The sequence below is a fragment of the Streptomyces sp. NPDC004732 genome, assembly GCF_040609235.1.
Taxonomy (GTDB): domain Bacteria; phylum Actinomycetota; class Actinomycetes; order Streptomycetales; family Streptomycetaceae; genus Streptomyces.
Window position 1 is genome coordinate 881,844 of record NZ_JBEXJR010000002.1, and the last position, 16,827, is coordinate 898,670.

At 74.0% G+C, this 16,827-nt stretch carries 8 protein-coding genes and 2 pseudogenes; 4 read left to right on the top strand and 6 right to left on the bottom strand.

The features are described 5' to 3' along the window. Positions 1–5 precede the first annotated feature (5 nt). Positions 6–1,778: a long-chain fatty acid--CoA ligase gene (locus ABZV77_RS08700; protein ID WP_356252052.1), complete on the bottom strand. Its 1,773-nt coding sequence runs from the start codon at positions 1,776–1,778 to the stop codon at positions 6–8. Positions 1,779–1,906: 128 nt separating this feature from the next. Here ABZV77_RS08700 and ABZV77_RS08705 point away from each other — a divergent pair, with 128 nt between their 5' ends. After that, positions 1,907–3,052 (top strand): AraC family transcriptional regulator, encoded by a 1,146-nt coding sequence (locus tag ABZV77_RS08705; protein ID WP_356252055.1) that lies wholly within the window; start codon positions 1,907–1,909, stop codon positions 3,050–3,052. Between the two features lie 434 nt (positions 3,053–3,486). On the opposite strand, the pseudogene ABZV77_RS08710 reads toward ABZV77_RS08705, so the two are convergent. Then, positions 3,487–6,027, bottom strand: a pseudogene (locus ABZV77_RS08710) (tetratricopeptide repeat protein); the annotation flags it as partial. Positions 6,028–6,143: 116 nt separating this feature from the next. After that, on the bottom strand, positions 6,144–6,641 hold the full coding sequence (locus tag ABZV77_RS08715) for a hypothetical protein (RefSeq protein WP_356252058.1): 498 nt from the start codon (positions 6,639–6,641) through the stop codon (positions 6,144–6,146). 198 nt (positions 6,642–6,839) lie between these two features. On the opposite strand from ABZV77_RS08715, the gene ABZV77_RS08720 reads away from it, so the two are divergent. Both ABZV77_RS08720 and ABZV77_RS08725 read left to right on the top strand, forming a co-directional pair. Continuing rightward, a complete protein-coding gene (locus tag ABZV77_RS08720) occupies positions 6,840–8,072 on the top strand; it encodes a lipase family protein (protein WP_356252061.1) in 1,233 nt (410 codons plus the stop codon). Positions 8,073–8,440: 368 nt separating this feature from the next. After that, on the top strand, positions 8,441–9,592 hold the full coding sequence (locus ABZV77_RS08725; RefSeq protein WP_356252064.1) for a molybdopterin-dependent oxidoreductase: 1,152 nt from the start codon (positions 8,441–8,443) through the stop codon (positions 9,590–9,592). A 151-nt stretch (positions 9,593–9,743) separates the two neighbouring features. Here the strand turns inward: ABZV77_RS08725 and ABZV77_RS08730 are convergent. The 3 genes and pseudogenes from ABZV77_RS08730 to ABZV77_RS08740 all read right to left on the bottom strand — a co-directional run. Further along, positions 9,744–13,325: pseudogene (locus ABZV77_RS08730) on the bottom strand (HEAT repeat domain-containing protein); the annotation flags it as partial. Next, entirely contained in the window at positions 13,322–13,795 is a 474-nt protein-coding gene (locus ABZV77_RS08735) for a hypothetical protein (protein WP_356252067.1), read from the bottom strand. The pseudogene ABZV77_RS08730 and the gene ABZV77_RS08735, both read right to left, overlap by 4 nt. Before the next feature lie 102 nt (positions 13,796–13,897). Continuing rightward, a complete protein-coding gene (locus tag ABZV77_RS08740; protein ID WP_356252070.1) occupies positions 13,898–15,355 on the bottom strand; it encodes an MFS transporter in 1,458 nt (485 codons plus the stop codon). A 561-nt stretch (positions 15,356–15,916) separates the two neighbouring features. On the opposite strand from ABZV77_RS08740, the gene ABZV77_RS08745 reads away from it, so the two are divergent. Beyond that, entirely contained in the window at positions 15,917–16,816 is a 900-nt protein-coding gene (locus ABZV77_RS08745) for a helix-turn-helix transcriptional regulator (protein ID WP_356252072.1), read from the top strand. Positions 16,817–16,827: the final 11 nt, after the last annotated feature.

The window sequence follows — 16,827 nt, forward strand, 5'->3', positions numbered from 1 at the left end:
CGCGGCTACCGGGCCCCGGCAGCGGCCCCCCGCTCGTACAGCTCGTCCACCGTCCGCGCGTACCGCTCCGTCACGGCCTTCCTGCGCACCTTCAGGCTCGGCGTGAGCAGGCCGCCCGCCACCGTGAAGTCCTCGTCGAGGACGGTGAAGTCACGGATGCGGGCGGGCCGCGAGACCGTGGCGTTGGCAGCGTCCACCGCCTCCTGGACCAGGGCGCGGACGCGCCGGTCGCGGGCGGCGGGGCCGCTCAGCGTCACCCCTTCCCGCGCCGCCCACCCCGCGATCTCCTCCGCGTCCAGCGTGACGAGGGCGACCGGATAGGGCCGGTGGTCGCCGACCATCACGGCACGGGAGACGAACCGCGAGGTCTCGATGGCGAGTTCACTCAGCGACGGGGTGAGGTTCTTGCCGCCGGAGGTGATGATGAGGTCCTTCTTGCGGCCCGTGATCGCGAGGAACCCGTCCTCGTCGAGCACGCCCAGATCCCCCGTGTGCAGCCAGCCTTCGCCGTCGAGGACGTCGGCCGTGGCCCGGGGGTCGTTGTGGTAGCCGGGGAAGACCATGGCGCCCCGGGCCAGGACCTCCCCGTCGTCGGCGATGCGGATCTCCACGCCGTCGACGGGACGGCCGACCGTCCCGTAGCGGACCGCGCCCGGGTGGTTGAGGGTGAGGACGCCCGCCGACTCCGTCATCCCGTACCCCTCGTAGACCGCGATCCCGCAGGCCCGCAGGAAGTCGACGGTGTCCGGCGCGATGGGCGCGCCGCCGGTCAGCGCCCACCGGACGCGCCCGCCGAGCGCCTGCCTGACCAGGCTGTAGAGCGCCTTGTCGGCGGCTTCGTACGCGTCCCGCAACTCATCGGGCAGCACGCCGTCCGCGGCGAGCACCCCGATGCGGACGGCCTCCTCGAACCGCTCGCGCCCGCCCTCCTGCGCCTCGGCGAGGGACAGCACCACGGACCGGACCTTCTCGAACAGCCGCGGCACGGACGGCAGATGCGTCGGCCGTGCCTCGGCGAGCTCGGCGACGACGTCCTCGATGCGCCCGCCGAAGAAGGTGAGCGTGCCGCCCGCGATGAGCGTCGTGAACTCGATGAGCTGGGCGAGGAGATGGGCGAGCGGCAGATAGAGGTACGTGGACTCGCCGGGCCCGCCGTCCACCAGCGGCAGGGTGGCGGCCTGCACGGCCAGCAGGTTGCCGTGCGTGAGCAGACAGCCCTTGGGCGGTCCCGTGGTGCCGGAGGTGTAGATGACGGTGGCCAGGTCCGAGCCGCGGCATGCGACCGCACGCTCCAACAGAGCGTCGAGCGGCCCGAGTTCTGCGGGTTCCACCGTCATCAGGACCACGTGCCGCACCCCTGGCAGCCGTTCCCGCAGCCGCTCGACCTTCGCGGCCTGCGCCTCGTCCTCGCAGACCACCACCTCGGCGCCCGAGTCCGACAGGACCCACACGACCTCGTCGTCCCCGGCCGTCGGATAGACCGGGACCACGACGGCGCCCGCCGCGAAGACGCCGAAGTGGGTGCAGGTCCACTCGGGGCGGGTCTCGGCGAGGACCGCGACCCGGTCGCCCGCCCGCACCCCGAGCGCGAGTAGCGCCCGGCCCACCCGGCGTGCGGCGTCCCGGAGTTCCACGTACGACATCTCGGCCCACTCCCCGCCCCGCCGGAAGCGCAGGGCCGGCAGCTCCGCGTGACGGGCGGCCGCCCACTCCGACAGGAGGGCGAGGGTGCCGGGCAGTTCGGACGGCTTCTCGGGGTCCTTCCGCGTCTGCTGCATGCCTACGACGCTAAGGAGCCCGCCCCGCCCCGGGGCTGACGGGAAACGTCAGCACCACTGGCCGGGCCGCTCAGCCGTTCTCGCGGCGCGGTGTTCTGGGAAAGCCCTCCCGGCGTTAACGTCGTGACATGGCCAGGCGGACGATCACCGTGCACCACGTACGGGCCGTGCTGCGCGGCGCCGAGCGGCACGGCGTGGACACGGTGCCGCTGCTGCGGGGAGCGCAGATTCCGCCGCTGCTCCTCGGGGACGACCGGGCCCGGGTCACCGCGCCGCAGTTCGCCCGGCTCTTCCGGGAGCTGTACCGGGCGACGCAGGACGAGTTCCTCGGCCTCGGCTCCGCCCTCAGCAGACCGGGGACGTTCGCGATGATGTGCCAGGCCGCGCTGGGCTGCCGCGATCTCGGCACCGCCGTGCAGCGGGGCGCCACGTTCTACGGCCTGTTTCCCGGCGGCCCCGACCTCGTCCTCGAACGGCACCGCGACGAGGCGGTGTTCGGCGTCCGCAACGACCTCGAACAGGACTACTTCCTCGCCGAGTGCCTCATCATCATCTGGCACCGGCTGTGCAGCTGGCTGATCGGGCGCCGCATCCCGCTGCGCTGGGCCGAGTTCGGGCATCCCCCGCCGCCGCACAAGGACGAGTACGAGCTGCTCTTCGGGTGCCCCGTGCGGTTCGGCGCGGCGCGGACCGGCGCGGGCTTCGACCCGCACTGGCTGGACGCGCCGCTCATCAGGGACGAGGACGCGCTGGACGAGATGCTGCGCCGGGCGCCCTTCGAGCTCCTCTCCCGGCGCGAGTACGGCACGACGGTCGCCGAGCAGGTGCGCCGCGTCCTCGCCCGCGCCCTGCGCTCCTCGCCGCGGCTGCCCTCCCTCGGCGAGATCGCGGCGCGGCTCGCGGTGAGCCCGGCGACGCTGCGCCGTCGGCTCGCCCAGGAGTCCACGTCGTACCAGCAGTTGAAGGACGCGGTGCGGCGCGACGCGGCGATCGCGGGGCTGGTGGAGGGCCACGAGCCGATCGCGGAGCTCGCGGCCCGCCTCGGCTTCTCCGAGGACACGGCGTTCCACCGGGCGTTCCGCCGCTGGACGGGCACGACGCCCGGCTCCTACCGCACGGAAACGGAACGCCCGTCCGGAGCGGGTCCCTACGACTCCCCGCCGTCCGCCGCCGCGTCCGGTGCCGGGCCGTCGGGCGGGGGCGGCGGACCGTCGGACGGCGGTGGGGCGTCCGCCGGGGCCGCCGGGGGTGCCGGGGGTGCGTCGCTCGGCTGAGACCTCGCGCGGTCGAAGTGCGCGCCGTTGACGGCCGCGCCGTCGCCGGACACCGTCGTCTCACCCTCCTGCTTGCCGAGCCGCCGGCTGGTGCGGCCGAGGGCGATCAGCACGGTGATCAGTGACGTGGACGTGCCCTCGATGCGGCGGGTGTACCGCACGGCCTCCTCGTACGCCGCGTGCGCCTGCGGCAACATCTCCTGCGCGTCGTACACGTCCCCCATGTCCTTGAGCACGGACGCGTACCAGCCGGGGTCGGATTCGCCGTCGACCAGGGCGAGCACGGCCTGGCAGGCGGCCACCGCGTCGGCGTAGGCACCCTCGACGCCCATGCGGCCCAACTCCTCGTGGGTGAGGGCCATGTTGTGCAGGACGGCCGCCCGCCGCTCCGTGTCCCCGATCTTCGGGACCTCCACGGTGAGCCGCTCCAGGACGTCCCGCGCCTCGGTCCGCTCGCCCATCGCGACCAGCGTGTTGGCGAGCGCGGTCATCGTCGTGGCGAGGTCGCTCGGATTGTCCGCCTGCTGCTTGTACGAGACCGCCTGCCGGAAGTACTCGACGGCCTCCTTGAGGTCACGGGCGTCGCGGTAGGTGTCGGCGATGTCGTGCAGGATGATGCCGTAGACGCCCGGCGACTCCTCGGGGTCGGTCAGGCCGCGCGCCTCGTAGAAGCAGGCGAGGGCCTGCTCCAGGCGGGCGGGCCGCGACTGGCTGGTCTCTTCCGGCATGGCGGTTCTCCGTTCGGAGTCGGATGGTGCGGTCCTGCTGTCGTCGCGCAGCTCCCGTCCGCGGTGGATCAGCGCGCGGGTCAGGGTGACGGCGGCCTCCGCCGTCGTGGCGTGGTCGGGTCCGAAGACGTCGCGCAGCTCTTCCAGTTGCTGCCGGTGGGCGAGGACGGAGCCCGCGATGTCGCCCGCCTCCTCCCAGCAGAAGGCGAGGCTGCGCAGCACGCCGTACAGCTCGATGTGACAGGACCCGAGGACCCGCTCCATGTCGACGACGAGCCGCTCCAGGGCCATCAGCGCCACCGTGTTGCGGCCCGACTCCCGCAGCCAGTAGGCGTGTTCGGCGCGGCTGGCCAGCGTGTCGGTGTGGTCGGGGCCGAGCACCCGCTCCCGGTCGGCGAGCAGTTCCTCGTACGCCGTCACGGCGCCGTCCGTGTCCCCCGCACGCCCCCGGTACCCGGCGAGGTTGTGCCGGGCCCAGAACAGCTCGGAGTGGTCGCGGCCGAGGAGCCCCTCGCGGTCGGCGATGAGCTGTTCGAGGGCGGCGATCGCCCCGGCCGTGTCGCCCGCCTCACCCCACCACAGGGCGAGGAAGCTGCGGGCGCTCAGCGTCTCGGGCGCCTCGTCCCCCAGCTCGCGCTGGAAGTCGCACAGGACCTGCTCGAACGCCACGAGGGCGCCGGGCACGTCCTCGGCGAGCGCCCGCGCGTGGGCGAGGGAGTGCCGGGTACGCAGCGTCTCCGGGTCGTCGGGCCCGCAGACCCGCTCGGTGTCGGCGGCCACCTCCCGGAGTTCGCCGACCGCGACCAGCGGGTGGCCCGACATCGCCCACATCTCGGCCAGGTTGAGCCGGGCCCTGAGGGTGTCGCGGTGGTCGGGCCCCAGGCGCAGCTCGGCCTGCCGCACCAGGGTCTTGAACTGCTCCAGGGCGCGCGTGTAGTGCCCGGCCGCCGCCACACTGGTCGCCGACCGGAAGACCACGTCGTGCGCCTGCTCCGCCCACAGCGGCCCGTCGGCGACGCTCCGCAGCGCGTCGGCGTTCGCGCGCAGCGCCCGGCCGAGCGCGGCGTCCTTCTCGACCTCGGGCCAGGCCTCGACCAGCGCGTCGGCGGCGGCCACCGCGGCCTCGTCGGTGCGGTCCCGGGTGAGGGTCTCGCGGATGCTGCGCTGGACCAGCTGGTGGACGCGGACGGCCTGGTGGGGGACGCCGGGCGTGTAGTCGATGAGGTGCATGCGGTGCAGGGCGCGCAGCGCGTCGACGGCGTCGAAGGCCTCCACGGGATCTTCGGGCTCACCGGGCTCACCGGGCTCACCGGCCGCCTCGGACCGCCCGGGTCCGGCGCGGTGCCGGGCGAGGTAGCCGCGGGCCGCCGCGCCGGTGAGCACCGCCGCGGGGATGCCGCTGGGGTCGAGCAGGGCGATGAGGACGAGCAGCGGGCTCGCCAGGCCCCGCGGCCGCATGCGGTCGGCGCGGTCGACGGAGAGCGACCAGGTCGCGGCGAGGGTGACGGTCTGCGCGTCGGGCAGCGAGCCGGGCTCGGGCACCAGACGGGCCAGGTCACGCGTGCGGCCCGCGAGGAGGGTGCGGTAGCGGGGGCAGTCGAGGCCGGTCTCCAGGAGGTACGCCGCGGCCTGCGACAGCGCGAGCGGCAGGTCCCCGAGGTCCTCGGCGAGCAGCGCGATGCAGTCGGGCGACTGCGCCACGGCCGGGACCGAGCCGTTGCCCGTGTCCCTGCGCTCCCCCGCGAGCACCTGCGTGAGGTACGCGACCGACTCCTCCCTGTCGAACAGGCCGACGTCGATGCAGCGGTGCCCGTGCCCGGTCAGCACGGCGTCGCGGCGCCGCGTGGTGACCAGGGTCCTGCCGTGCGGGCCCGCGGGCGGCCACAGGGCGATACGGGGCGTGACGGGGTCGGCGAGCAGGTCGACCGGGTCGGTGAGGTCGTCGAGCACCACCATCCAGCCGGGCCCCTGCTCCCCGTCGTCGCCGGGCGGCCGCGGCTCCAGCCAGGCCAGGAAGCGGGCGGCGGCCTGCTCCGAGTCGGCGAGGGTGATGCCGAGCACGTCCTCGGCGGCCTGCGCGTACGCCGCGACGACGGCCTCACGCTTGACCGCGGTCACCCACAGGAGCAGGTCGACCTCGCCGCTGTGCAGCAGGTCGCGGGCGTAGCGGGCGGCCAGCTGGGTCTTGCCGACCCCTCCGGTGCCGGAGAGGACCTGGCCGAGCACGGCGGTGCCGCCGTCGGCCATCTCGTGCGCGAGGCGTCTGCCGACGCCTCGGTCCTGGAAACAGTGCGCCTCCTGGGGCAGTACTCCGACGATGTGGGGGCTGTGCCGTGTGAACGGCCTGACACCCGCCGGTCCGCTCAGCCCTCGGCCGGATCCGGCGGGGAAGGGCGGTCTAGCCGCAGGTCCCCGTGCATCTCGCCGATGTTGACCGGGCTGCCGTAGTTCACGACGGAGCCCAGGGTGGCCTGCCCGCCGGGCCCGGAGGCCGTCAGGTGCCCGACGGTGGGCCCGCTGCGCGCGATGGTGGCCCGCAGCTCCTTCACCAGCTCCCGCAGTCCGTCGCCCAGGTCCCGGCGCACGCCGTCGTCCAGGTCGTCCAGAGCGATCTCGAAGCGGGTGCGCCAGGAGATCTGCTCGTCCCCGCGCAGCCGCCGCCCCAGATCGCCGTCCACCCCGGTGAGCTGCTTGTCCGTGCGGTCCAGGCGGGCCAGCTCGGCCCGTTCGCGCGCCGGGTCGCCCCGGCCGAACCACCGGGCCACCGGTCCCCGCACGCCGCCCCAGGCGTCCGTCCCCGCGGCCTGCACGACGGCGGCCGACCCCTCGGCCGCCAGCGCTGTCATGGCGTCGTCGAGCATCGCCACACCCCCAGTCGTTCCGAGCCCCGCGGCTCCCCCTCTGGGAACGTAGCGCCGTGACGGCCCCCTGGATACCTGCGAGCCGGAGTCAACGAAGGTGAGCGTCCCGGTCATCCCGGCGATTACCCGCAGGTCACTACGGTCGTTGCCAGAACACCCCCGAACACCCCCGCCCCTGAGGACAGTTGGGAGAGCCGCATGCACACACGTACCAGCGTCAGAGCGTGGGCCGTGGTGGCCGCGCTCGGCCTGTCGGCCGTCACCCCGCTCACCACGGCACACGCGGAAGGCACCGGACCCACCGCCGGAACCCCCACCGAACGGCCCACCGAAAGGCCCACCGGCGCCCCCGTCGGAGCAGCCTCGGCCGCCGATTCCCCCGGCGACATCGTGGCCTCCGAGCCCAGCAGCTTCCACCCGCTGCCGGGCCAGCCGACGAACACCAGGGCCTGGAAGATCCACTACCGCTCGACCACGGCCAAGGGCGAGCCGAACACCGTCTCGGGGACGGTCATCGTGCCGCAGGACGGCAGGAAGGGCCCCCGCCCGCTGATCACGTACGCCGTGGGGACCGTCGGCGTCGGCGACCACTGCGCGCCCAGCGCGGGCTTCCCCAAGGGCACCACGCTGGAGGCCAACCTCATCCAGCAGCTCACCCTGCGCGGCTGGGCGGTGGCCGTCACCGACTACGAGGGCCTCGGCACCCCCGGGGACCACACGTACACGGTGGGCCGCGCCGAGGGCCAGGCCATGCTGGACGCGGCCCGCGCCGCGATCCGCCTGCCCGGGGCGGGCCTCGGCAAGGACACGCCGGTCGGCATCATGGGCTACTCGCAGGGCGGCCAGGCCTCGTCGTGGGCGGCGGAGCTGCACGGTTCGTACGCACCCGACCTCGACGTCAAGGGCACGGCGACCGGCGGCATCCCCGGGGACCTGCTGAAGGTCGCGAAGTTCAACGACGGCCTGTACGGGTCGGGCCTGATCTTCATGGCGGCGATCGGCCAGAACGCGGCCTTCCCCGAGCTGAAGCTCGACTCCTACCTCAACCCGGAGGGCAAGAAGCTGATCGGCGCGCTGCGGAACTCCTGCGTCGCGGACGGCTCGGTGCTCGGCTCGTTCAAGACGATCGCGTCGATGACGACGAAGAACCCCCTGGAACAGCCCGACTGGAAGCAGCGCCTGAACGAGTCGCGGGTCGGCACGGTCAAGCCGGACGCGCCCGTGTACCAGTACCACGCGCTCGCGGACGAGCTCATTCCGTACGCCGTGGGCAAGCAGGTCCGCGCGGACTGGTGCGCGCGGGGCGCGAACGTGGAGTGGCACACGGTGCCGGTCGGCGAGCACGTCAGCGGAGTGATCACCCAGTCGCCGTTCGCCGCGCAGTGGCTGGCGGAGCGGTTCGCGGGGAAGGGGGCGCGGGGCAACTGCTGAGCGGGGAGGCAGGTGTTGGGGTGCGGCTCCGAGGCGGGGCCGCACTCCGGTGCAGGCCGGTGCACGGCGGCGGTGCACGGCGGTGTACGGCGATGCACGGCGATGCACGTCAAAAAGGAGTGGGCCGCGGCGCGTCGTCCCCCTAGGATCTTGAGGTTTGCACGACTTCGGGAACCGGGGGGATTTCTCGTCATGCTCATAGCGCCCACAGCTCTGTCCCTGGCCATGCTGGCCCTGTTCGTCCTGGCGATGAAGGGATCGGACGCGGCACCGCACCGCGGCGGAACGGAGCCGGGCGCGGAACCGGAGGGCCCGGGAAGCCCCGGCAGCCCCCGCAGCCCGCGCAGCCCCGGAAAGGGAGCCGCCAGATGACCGCACCCACCACGCCGCCCGTCACGCCGCTCACGCCGCCCCGCACGCCCCCGCCGGAAGACCCCTCGCACGCGGACCCCGCACCGGGCCCCGACTTCGTCACCCCGGTGGACAACGTCTTCGTACGCGCCCACCTCGGCTTCCCCGACATCGACCCGGCGGCCTGGACGCTGACGGTCGAGGGCCTGGTGGAGCGCCCCCTGCGCCTGGACCTGGCGGCGCTCCGCGCCCTGCCGTCCGACCAGCTCATCGCCGTCCACGAGTGCTTCGGCAGCCCGCTGCGGCCCGACACGCCCACGCGCGCGGTGACGAACGTCGAGTGGACGGGCCTGCCGCTGGCCGCGCTCCTGGACCGCGCGGGCCCGCTGCCCGCCGCCCGGCACGTGCTCTTCGAGGGCGCGGACACCGGCTCCTTCCACGGCGAGGACGGCGTCGCGTACGTGAAGGACCTCCCCCTGGAGACCGCCCGCCGCGACGTGTTCCTCGCCCACGGCATGAACGGCGAGCCCCTGCCCGCCCGGCACGGGGCCCCGCTGCGGGCCGTGGTCCCGCGCATGTTCGGCACCAACTCGGTGAAGTGGCTGACCCGGATCGTCCTGACGGACGAACGCCCGGAGCTCATGTTCACGACGACCTTCTACACGCGGACGCTCCCGGGTCACGACACCCCGCAGCCGGTGCGCGCGGTGGACGTCAACAGCAAGATCCTCTCCCCGGCGGTCGGCGCCGAACTCCCTTACGGAACCTGGGCGTTCAGAGGCCGCACCTGGAGCACGACGGAGGTCACCCGCCTCGACCTCTCCTTCGACGGCGGCCCGTGGGAACCGGCCACCCTCGACGTCCTCGGCGCCGACCCGGCCTGGCAGGGCTTCTCCCTGCGCCGCACGCTCGCGCCCGGCCCGCACACACGGTCCGCTCACGCGCGACGGACGCGGCGGGCCGCGTCCAGCCGCCCCCGGGCTCCCGGAACTCCGTCCACGAGGTCGGCTTCACGGTCGGCCGGAGGTGCGGGGCCGCCTGACGTCACGGCAGCTCCCGGTCGGGCTGCGCCTCCCCGTCGCGCGGCGCCATCGCCTCCGCCGCGGCGAGGGCGCGTACGGCCTCCTCACGGACCTCCGCGTCGGCGTCGGCGCCGGTCCGCTCCCTGAGCAGCGGCAGCGTGTCCGGACGCGCCGGCCAGCCGAACGCCAGGACGCGGAGGGCGGCGATGCGCACGTCGGCGGCCGGGTCGGCGACGGCGCGGTCGCGGGCCGCCTCGGCGCCGGAGTCGCCCGGGTCGACGACGGCCAGCCAACGCAGCGCGGAGCGGCGGACCTTGGGGTCGACGTCGGAGCGCGCACACTCACGCAGGACGCCACCCCTATCCGGGTCCGACGCACGCAGGGCGCCGAGCAGTTGGAGGGCGACGAGGCGGGTGCGGTCGTCGGGGTCAGTGGCGGCGAGACCGGTGATGGCCCGCCAGCCACCGGCCACGCCGTCCGGACGCCGTCCCAGGGCCTGCAAGGCGGCGCGGCGGACCGACGGGGCGGGGTCGCCGACCGCCAGGGAGCGGAGGAAGTCCCCCGTGTCGTCCCGGGCGCCCAACTGCTGGGCGGCCTCCAGCCGGACGCGCTGGTCGGGGTCGGTGATGGCGCGGCCCCGGACGATTTGCCACGTACCGGGATCCTCGCCCCGGCACGCGGCCAGCCGCTCCAGGGCAGCCGCACGGGTTCTCCCGTGCGGAGCGTCGACCGCCAGTTCCCGGGCCATTCGCCAGACGGCGTCGTCGGCGGGGCGCAGCTTCGTGAGCCAGTGCAGGGCGTTGGCGCGGGTGTCACCGTCGGGGTCGCCGAACAGGCGGTCGCGCAGCAGTTCCGCGGTCGCGGCGTCGTCCCCGGCGAGGTCACTCAGCTTTCCCAGAGCGAGACTCCGCATCGTGAACCGCTCGTCGTGCCGTGCGCAATGACGCAGCGGTTCCCACGCGGCGTCATCGTCGTCCGGCCCCCGGCGCCACGCATCCAGAGCGCGGTAGCGGACGTACTCGGAGGGGTCGTGACACAAGCGGTCGCCCGCCAGCTCCCGGACCCGGCTGTGCTCCGGCCAACCGGTCATCATCGAATCCACCACGGCACCCCGGACGATCTCGTCGGGGTCGTCGACGACGCGCTCGCAGAGGAGACGCAGGGTGGCGGCCTCTTCCCGCCAACCGTGCGGCAGCACAGCCAATGCCAAATGCCGGACATGGACCGCGGAATCCCGGACAGCGACCTCGGCGACCAGGTCGCGCGTGCCGGGGTCGGACTTCCACTGCAGATACATGACCTCCAGAGCTGCGGCGCGCACGCCCGGCTCCGCGGCGGACGTCACCGCGGTCCTGATCAGCCGCAGCGTCTCCTCCTCGCCGCCCCGCAACCGGGCCAAGGCCCGCAACGCCTCCCCGCGGACCAGCTGATGAGGATCGGCGGTCGCACGGTCCCAGGCCAGGTCGACGACGTCCGCCTCCTCCTGCGACGGAGCCGTGGCGAGCGCGTGCAGCGCTTCCTTGCGCACCCATTCGCTCGGGTCGGCGACCGCCCGCTCCCTCACCAGCTCCCGCGTGGCCGCCTCGTCCCACCGGTGCTTGCGCAGGAGCAACAGGGCGGCCTTGCGGGCGTCGGAGGCCCGGTCGGCGACCATGCGCTCGCGGATCACGTCCCAGGTCGCACCCTCGTCGCCCCACCTGCGGGCCAGCTGCTCCATGGCCTCGCCCTGCAACTCCGGGGTATGGCCGTGCACCGCCAGGACCCGGTGCGGCGCCGCCCCCTGATACAGCGCGCAGGCGATCCGTACGGACACCCCCGCCGCACGCGCGTACTGCCCCCGCAGATGGAACCAGCGCAGCAGCCGGGCCCGGCCGCTCCAGTGTGGCGCGAAGGCCCCGAACGCGGGGAGCGCATCGGCGAGTTCGGGGATGACGTGACTGTCGGGGTCCACCGACTCCAACAGCACGATCACCGCGTCGACGACCGCCCGGCTCTGCGCCGCCAGCGGCCCGACCCTGCGCACCTCCGCCAGCGCACGGACGGCCAGCAGGACGAACCGCGTGTCGTACTCGCCGGTCCGCGACCGGTGCAGCGCCAGCAGCCGGTCGATCGCCGCCGCGGCCTCCGGCTCCCCGATCTGCCCGACCAGGAGCAGCAGCACCTCGTGCCAGGCGGGGTCCGCCGCGTGCCCGGCGAAGACCTCCTCGACGAGCTCCGCCCGGCTCCACTCCCGGTAGCGCGTGTACCGCCGGTCGATGTCCTCCGCCGCCAGATACTCCAGGAACGCCCGGTGCACGAACCCGTACACCCCGCCCCCGTAGTGGCTCAGGATGAAGTTCCGCTCCCGGAACTGCCGGACCATCGTCCGGGCCGCCGCCACCGCCTGTACGACGGGCAGTTCGTACTGCTCGCACAGGTACTGCTTGAACGTGGCGAGGAGTTCGTCGGCGTGGATGTGGTTGCCCGCGATGCCGCCGCGGCCGTCCTGCATGCGGCGCGCCACGAGGCGGAGCAGCTCGTGCCGGTCCTCGTCGCCCAGGTACGCCATGGCGTCGGCCCCTGCCGGGTCCCGCAGGTGCTTGGCGTGCTCGTCCCAGTGGGCGACCAGGACCGCGACCGCGTGGCGGTAGACGCCCTGCCGGTCGCGGGGCAGCTCACGGCGGCGGCCGATGACGGCCAGGATGGTCAACAGGAGCGGATTGCCCGCGAGTTCACGTATGGGTCGGGAGTCGCTCACCGCGTCCTGGAGGCGGCGGGACAGGCGTCCGGCACGCTCGGTGTCGTGCGGGCACGCAGTCGCGTACCACTGGCGCGTGAAGCGGCCGATCTGCTCGACGCTCAGGTCCTGGATCATGTGGTGGGCGAAGTCGGCGCGTTCGAGCACGCCGCGCTGGTAGCCGATGACGCGGGAGGTGACGACCACCCGCGTCCCGGCCGCCCCGTGACGGCTCGCGAAGTCGGCGATGCGGTGGCCGACCTGCTCGCGCGCCGCGGGGTCGAAGAGCTCGTCGAGCCCGTCGAAGACGACGACCACGCGCCCCTCGGCGAGGAGCCGGTCGAGCACCGGACGGGGCGGTGCCAGGCCCTTCGTGGTGTGCAGGTGGTCGAAGAAGTCCTCGAAGGTACGGTCCCGCCAGGGCGCGGCGGCGTACTCGCGGAGCTCCACGACGAGCGGCACGCGGCCCGAAAGGGCCTCCAGCGGACCGGGCGGCACGGAGCCCGTCAGGGCCAGCGCCACGTGGTGCGCCAGCGTCGACTTGCCCGCGCCCGGATCCCCGAGCAGCACCGTCCGGTCCGCCCCGGGACCGGGATCGGCGAGGACCTCGAGCACCTCCCGCACGGGCCGCTCCAGGTAGACCCGGCGCGCCCGCTCCAGCACCTGCGGATCGAGCTCCAGGTCCGGCGGCAGCAGATCGTCGGGCCAATCGCCGGATTCCAGGAGCCGGTTGAGGAGATCGCGCGGCAGCTCGACCGGGGGCGGATCGGCACGGACGAGCGGCGGCACGAACACCGCGTCGAGCTCGACCGGCGGATGGTCGCCCTCTTCCGTGGGGATGAGGACGTCCAGGTCGAGGCGGCCGTAGCACTCGCGGACGCGTGTGGCGTACTGGCACAGGGCGGCGTCGACCTCTTCGGGGGAGGCGTGTGGTGGGGCGGTCTGCTGCACGACGAGCTGCTGCTCGATGTGGGTGTACGTATGGGTGTGCGTGTGTGTGACGCTGCTGTTCTCGCCGATGGCGTTGCCGGTGATGGCGCCCCCGGCGCCGATGGCCCCGTCGCCGCGCACGCCGACGCGCTGCCGGAACGGCTTCCGGCCCGCGCCCTCTCCCTCGCTCCCGCTGCCGCTCCCGCTCCCGCTCCCGCTCTCCGTGGAACTCACCGCGAATCGGCCTCGCTCCCGTCCCCGAAGGCGTTCCCGCGTACGTCGCCTTCGGCGGTGACGGCGCCGTCACCGCGGGCGGAGACGTGTCCTCCGGAGTTGCTGGTCCCCGGCGTCGGCGACTGCGGCTGTGTCCGCGCCCTCGTCCCCGCCCGCCCGTTGAACGTCTTGCTGTCCGCGCCGAACGCGTTCCCCGTCACGTCCCCACCGGCCGCGACGGCACCGCGCCCCCGAGCCCGCACGACACCATGGGAGGCACTCCCACTCCCACCGCCCGGCTGCGCCAACGCATAGGCGGAGAACCCGAGACCGGCAAGACCGGCGACCGCCCCCACCAGGCTCGCCACGCGGTCGGCCGTGTCCAGATCCACCAGAACGGCCACCAGCGTCAGCCCCACCGCGGCAACGGCACCGACCACCGCGACGCCCCACACCAGGCCCCGCCGACGCCCCCCACCCAGTACCGCCACGCCACACCCCTAGCTCCCGTGCCCTACAACGCCCTGCCATGTCGTGCCCTGCCCTGCCCTGCCCGACGCATCGAAGTTAACGCGCCCGGGGCAGGGGCGAGGTCAGTCCCGCGGAAGGAGCCACGCCGCGAGAGCGGTCGTCGCGCAGAGCGTCAGGCCCGCGACGACGAGCCCCGTGTGCATCCCGGAGAGCGAGAAGCCGGAGGCCGCACCACCGTCACCCCCTTCACCCCCACCCGCGAGCAGCGCCCCGAACAGGGCCACGGACATCGCGCCGCCCGTCTGGCGAAGGGAGTTGAGGAGACCGGACGCGGTACCGGCACGTTCGCCGGGGACGCTGTCGAGGAGCTGGGCGGTCAGCGCGGGAACGGCGAAGGCACCGCCGAGGCCGGTGGGGACGAGCAGCACGAGGACGAGCCACAGGGGCGTGTCCGCGCCGAGCGGGACGAGCGCGAACATGGCGAGGGCGAGGATGGCCTGCCCGAGCACGATGACCGTCCGCCGCCCGAGCCGTTCGGCGGCGCGGGGCGAGATGAGGTTGGTGCTGGTGATGATCGCCGCGAGGGGCACGAACATGAGCCCGGCCTCGACGCCCGACATGCCGCGCAACTGCTGGTAGTAGAGGCCGAGGAGGAAGGTCACGCCGTAGAACCCGGCGTTCACCGCGAAGCCGACCGCGAGGGCGACACCGACCTGCCGCTGGCGCAGCAGTGCGAGCGGGACCATGGGCGCGGAGTGCCGCTTCTCGGCGCGGTGGAAGGCGGCTCCGGCGGCGAGGGCGACGGCGAAGGCGGCGAGCACGGGCACGCTCGTCCACCCCAGGTGTCCGCCCTCGATGACCGCGAACGCGAGCCCGGCCAGGGCGAGTACGGCGGTCGCCTGCCCGGCGAGGTCGAGCGGCGCGGGCCGACGCGGGGAGCGGGCGACGCGGGCGAGCAGGAACAGGATGACGGCGCCGACGGGCAGGTTGAGGAGGAAGACGGAGCGCCACCCGGCGGCCTCCGTCAGCACGCCGCCGAGGACGGGCCCCACCGCGACGGACACGGAACCGCCCACCGTCCACAGCGCGATGGCACGGGCCCGGCGACGCGGGTCGTCGTAGGCCTGCCGGATCAGCGCGAGCGAGGCGGGCATCACGACGGCGGCACCCGCGCCCTGCGCGACGCGGGCCGCGATCAGCGTGCCGATGCCGGGCGCGAGGGCGCAGGCCAGCGAGGCGACGGTGAAGAGCCCCACACCCAGGACGTAGGCCCGCCGCGCCCCCGCCCGGTCGGCGAGCGCCCCGGCGGACAGCATCAGCGCGGCGAACATCAACGTGTACGCATCCACGACCCACTGCAGCCCCGCCATGCCCCCGTGCAGGCCGGCACGGATGTCGGGCAGCGCGATGTTCACGGCGGTGACGTCGATGGTGATGACGGTGAACCCGAGGAGGGCGGCGACAAGGGCGAGAGAGGGAGAGGAAGAAGAGGAGGAAGAGGAACGGGAGGGACGAGACCCGGACTGCACGGGACTGCCCTCGCGGACAGCGGTGCTGGTGACGGCGGTGGCGGCGGACATGAGGCTCCTACGCTGGGACGAGAGCGGCCCCGTCGCGACGGAGCAACGGGTAAGCGGGGTCGGGCTTCCGTCGCGGAGCGACGGGGTGGGCGACGTGGGTGTGTCGCAGAGCAACGGGCGGGCGGGTGGGAAAGCCCGTCGCGGAGCGACGGAGAGTTCCGCCCCGGCGGATCGCAGGGCAACGGGTGGACGGGGGCCAGGCTTCCGTCGCGGAGCGACGGAGAGTTCCAGCCCGGCGGATCGCGGGGCAACGGGTGGGCGGGTGGGAAGGCCCGTCGCGGAGCGACGGAGACACGTCGCGGAGCGACGGGAGACCGCCGCGGAGCGGCAGGGCACAACGGTTCAGGCCAAGTGCAACGGCAGCGTGCGGAAGGCAAAGCCCCCCAAGGCCGCGGCCCGGCGCCACGCACCCCCTGGGCCGAGGAAGACCAGGCCCTCCGCAACAACACCCACTCTGCGCCCCTCCCCCGCACAGTGGCAGGCCGCGCTCAACCGGGGGCGCCACGTTCCTGGCCCTGACACGGCCCCCCAGACCCGATCACCGCCAGGGACAATGGCCGAATGAAGGACAGCACAGAGCCCGGCACCGCAGCCGCCCCCGGCACCCCCGGCGCCCCCGCCGCCCCCGGCCCAGGCACGGAACTGGGCCGCTACCTCCGGGCCCGCCGCGCCAGGGTCACCCCGGCCGAGGCGGGCCTCCCCGCAGGCGCGGGGATCCGCCGCACACCGGGCCTGCGCCGCGAGGAGCTGGCGACCCTCGCAGGGGTGAGCGTCGACTACTACACGCGCCTGGAGCGCGGCCGCGAGACGAACCCCTCCCCCGCCGTGATCGACGCCCTGGCCCGCGCCCTGCGCCTCGCGGGCGACAGCCACGACCGGCTGCGCGACCTGGCGGAGCTGGCCTCGGGCCGCCTCACGGAGCCGCACCCCACCGCGGACCACACGGTCCGCGACTCAACGCTGCGCACACTGGACGCGCTGGCCCCGCTGCCCGCGTACGTGGTGAGCAGGCACAGCTACATGCTGGCCGCCAACGCCCCCGGCAAGGCCCTGATGCCGGGCCTGTGGGAGTGGCCTGCCGAGCAGCGCAACGTACTCCGCTATCTGTTCCTGCACCCCGTGGGCCGCGTGCTGTACCAGCCGTGGGAGGAGACGGTCGCGAAGTCGGTGTCGCACCTGCGCGCGATCGGCGGCACCGACACCGACTCGCCCCAGCTGACCAACCTGGTCGGTGAACTGCTCCTCAAGTCACCGGACTTCGCCCGCATCTGGGAGCGGTACGACGTGTGCGAGCGCGGCGGCGGCACGAAGTCGTTCGACCACCCGAAGGTCGGCCTGATGACGCTCACGTACGAGGTGATGACGCTGGCGAGGACGGGCGGCCAGCGCATGGTGGTCTACCAGGCCCCGCGGGACACCCCGGACGAGAAGGCGATGCTGCAGCTGACCCCGTCGGCCTGAGCACCTCCTAC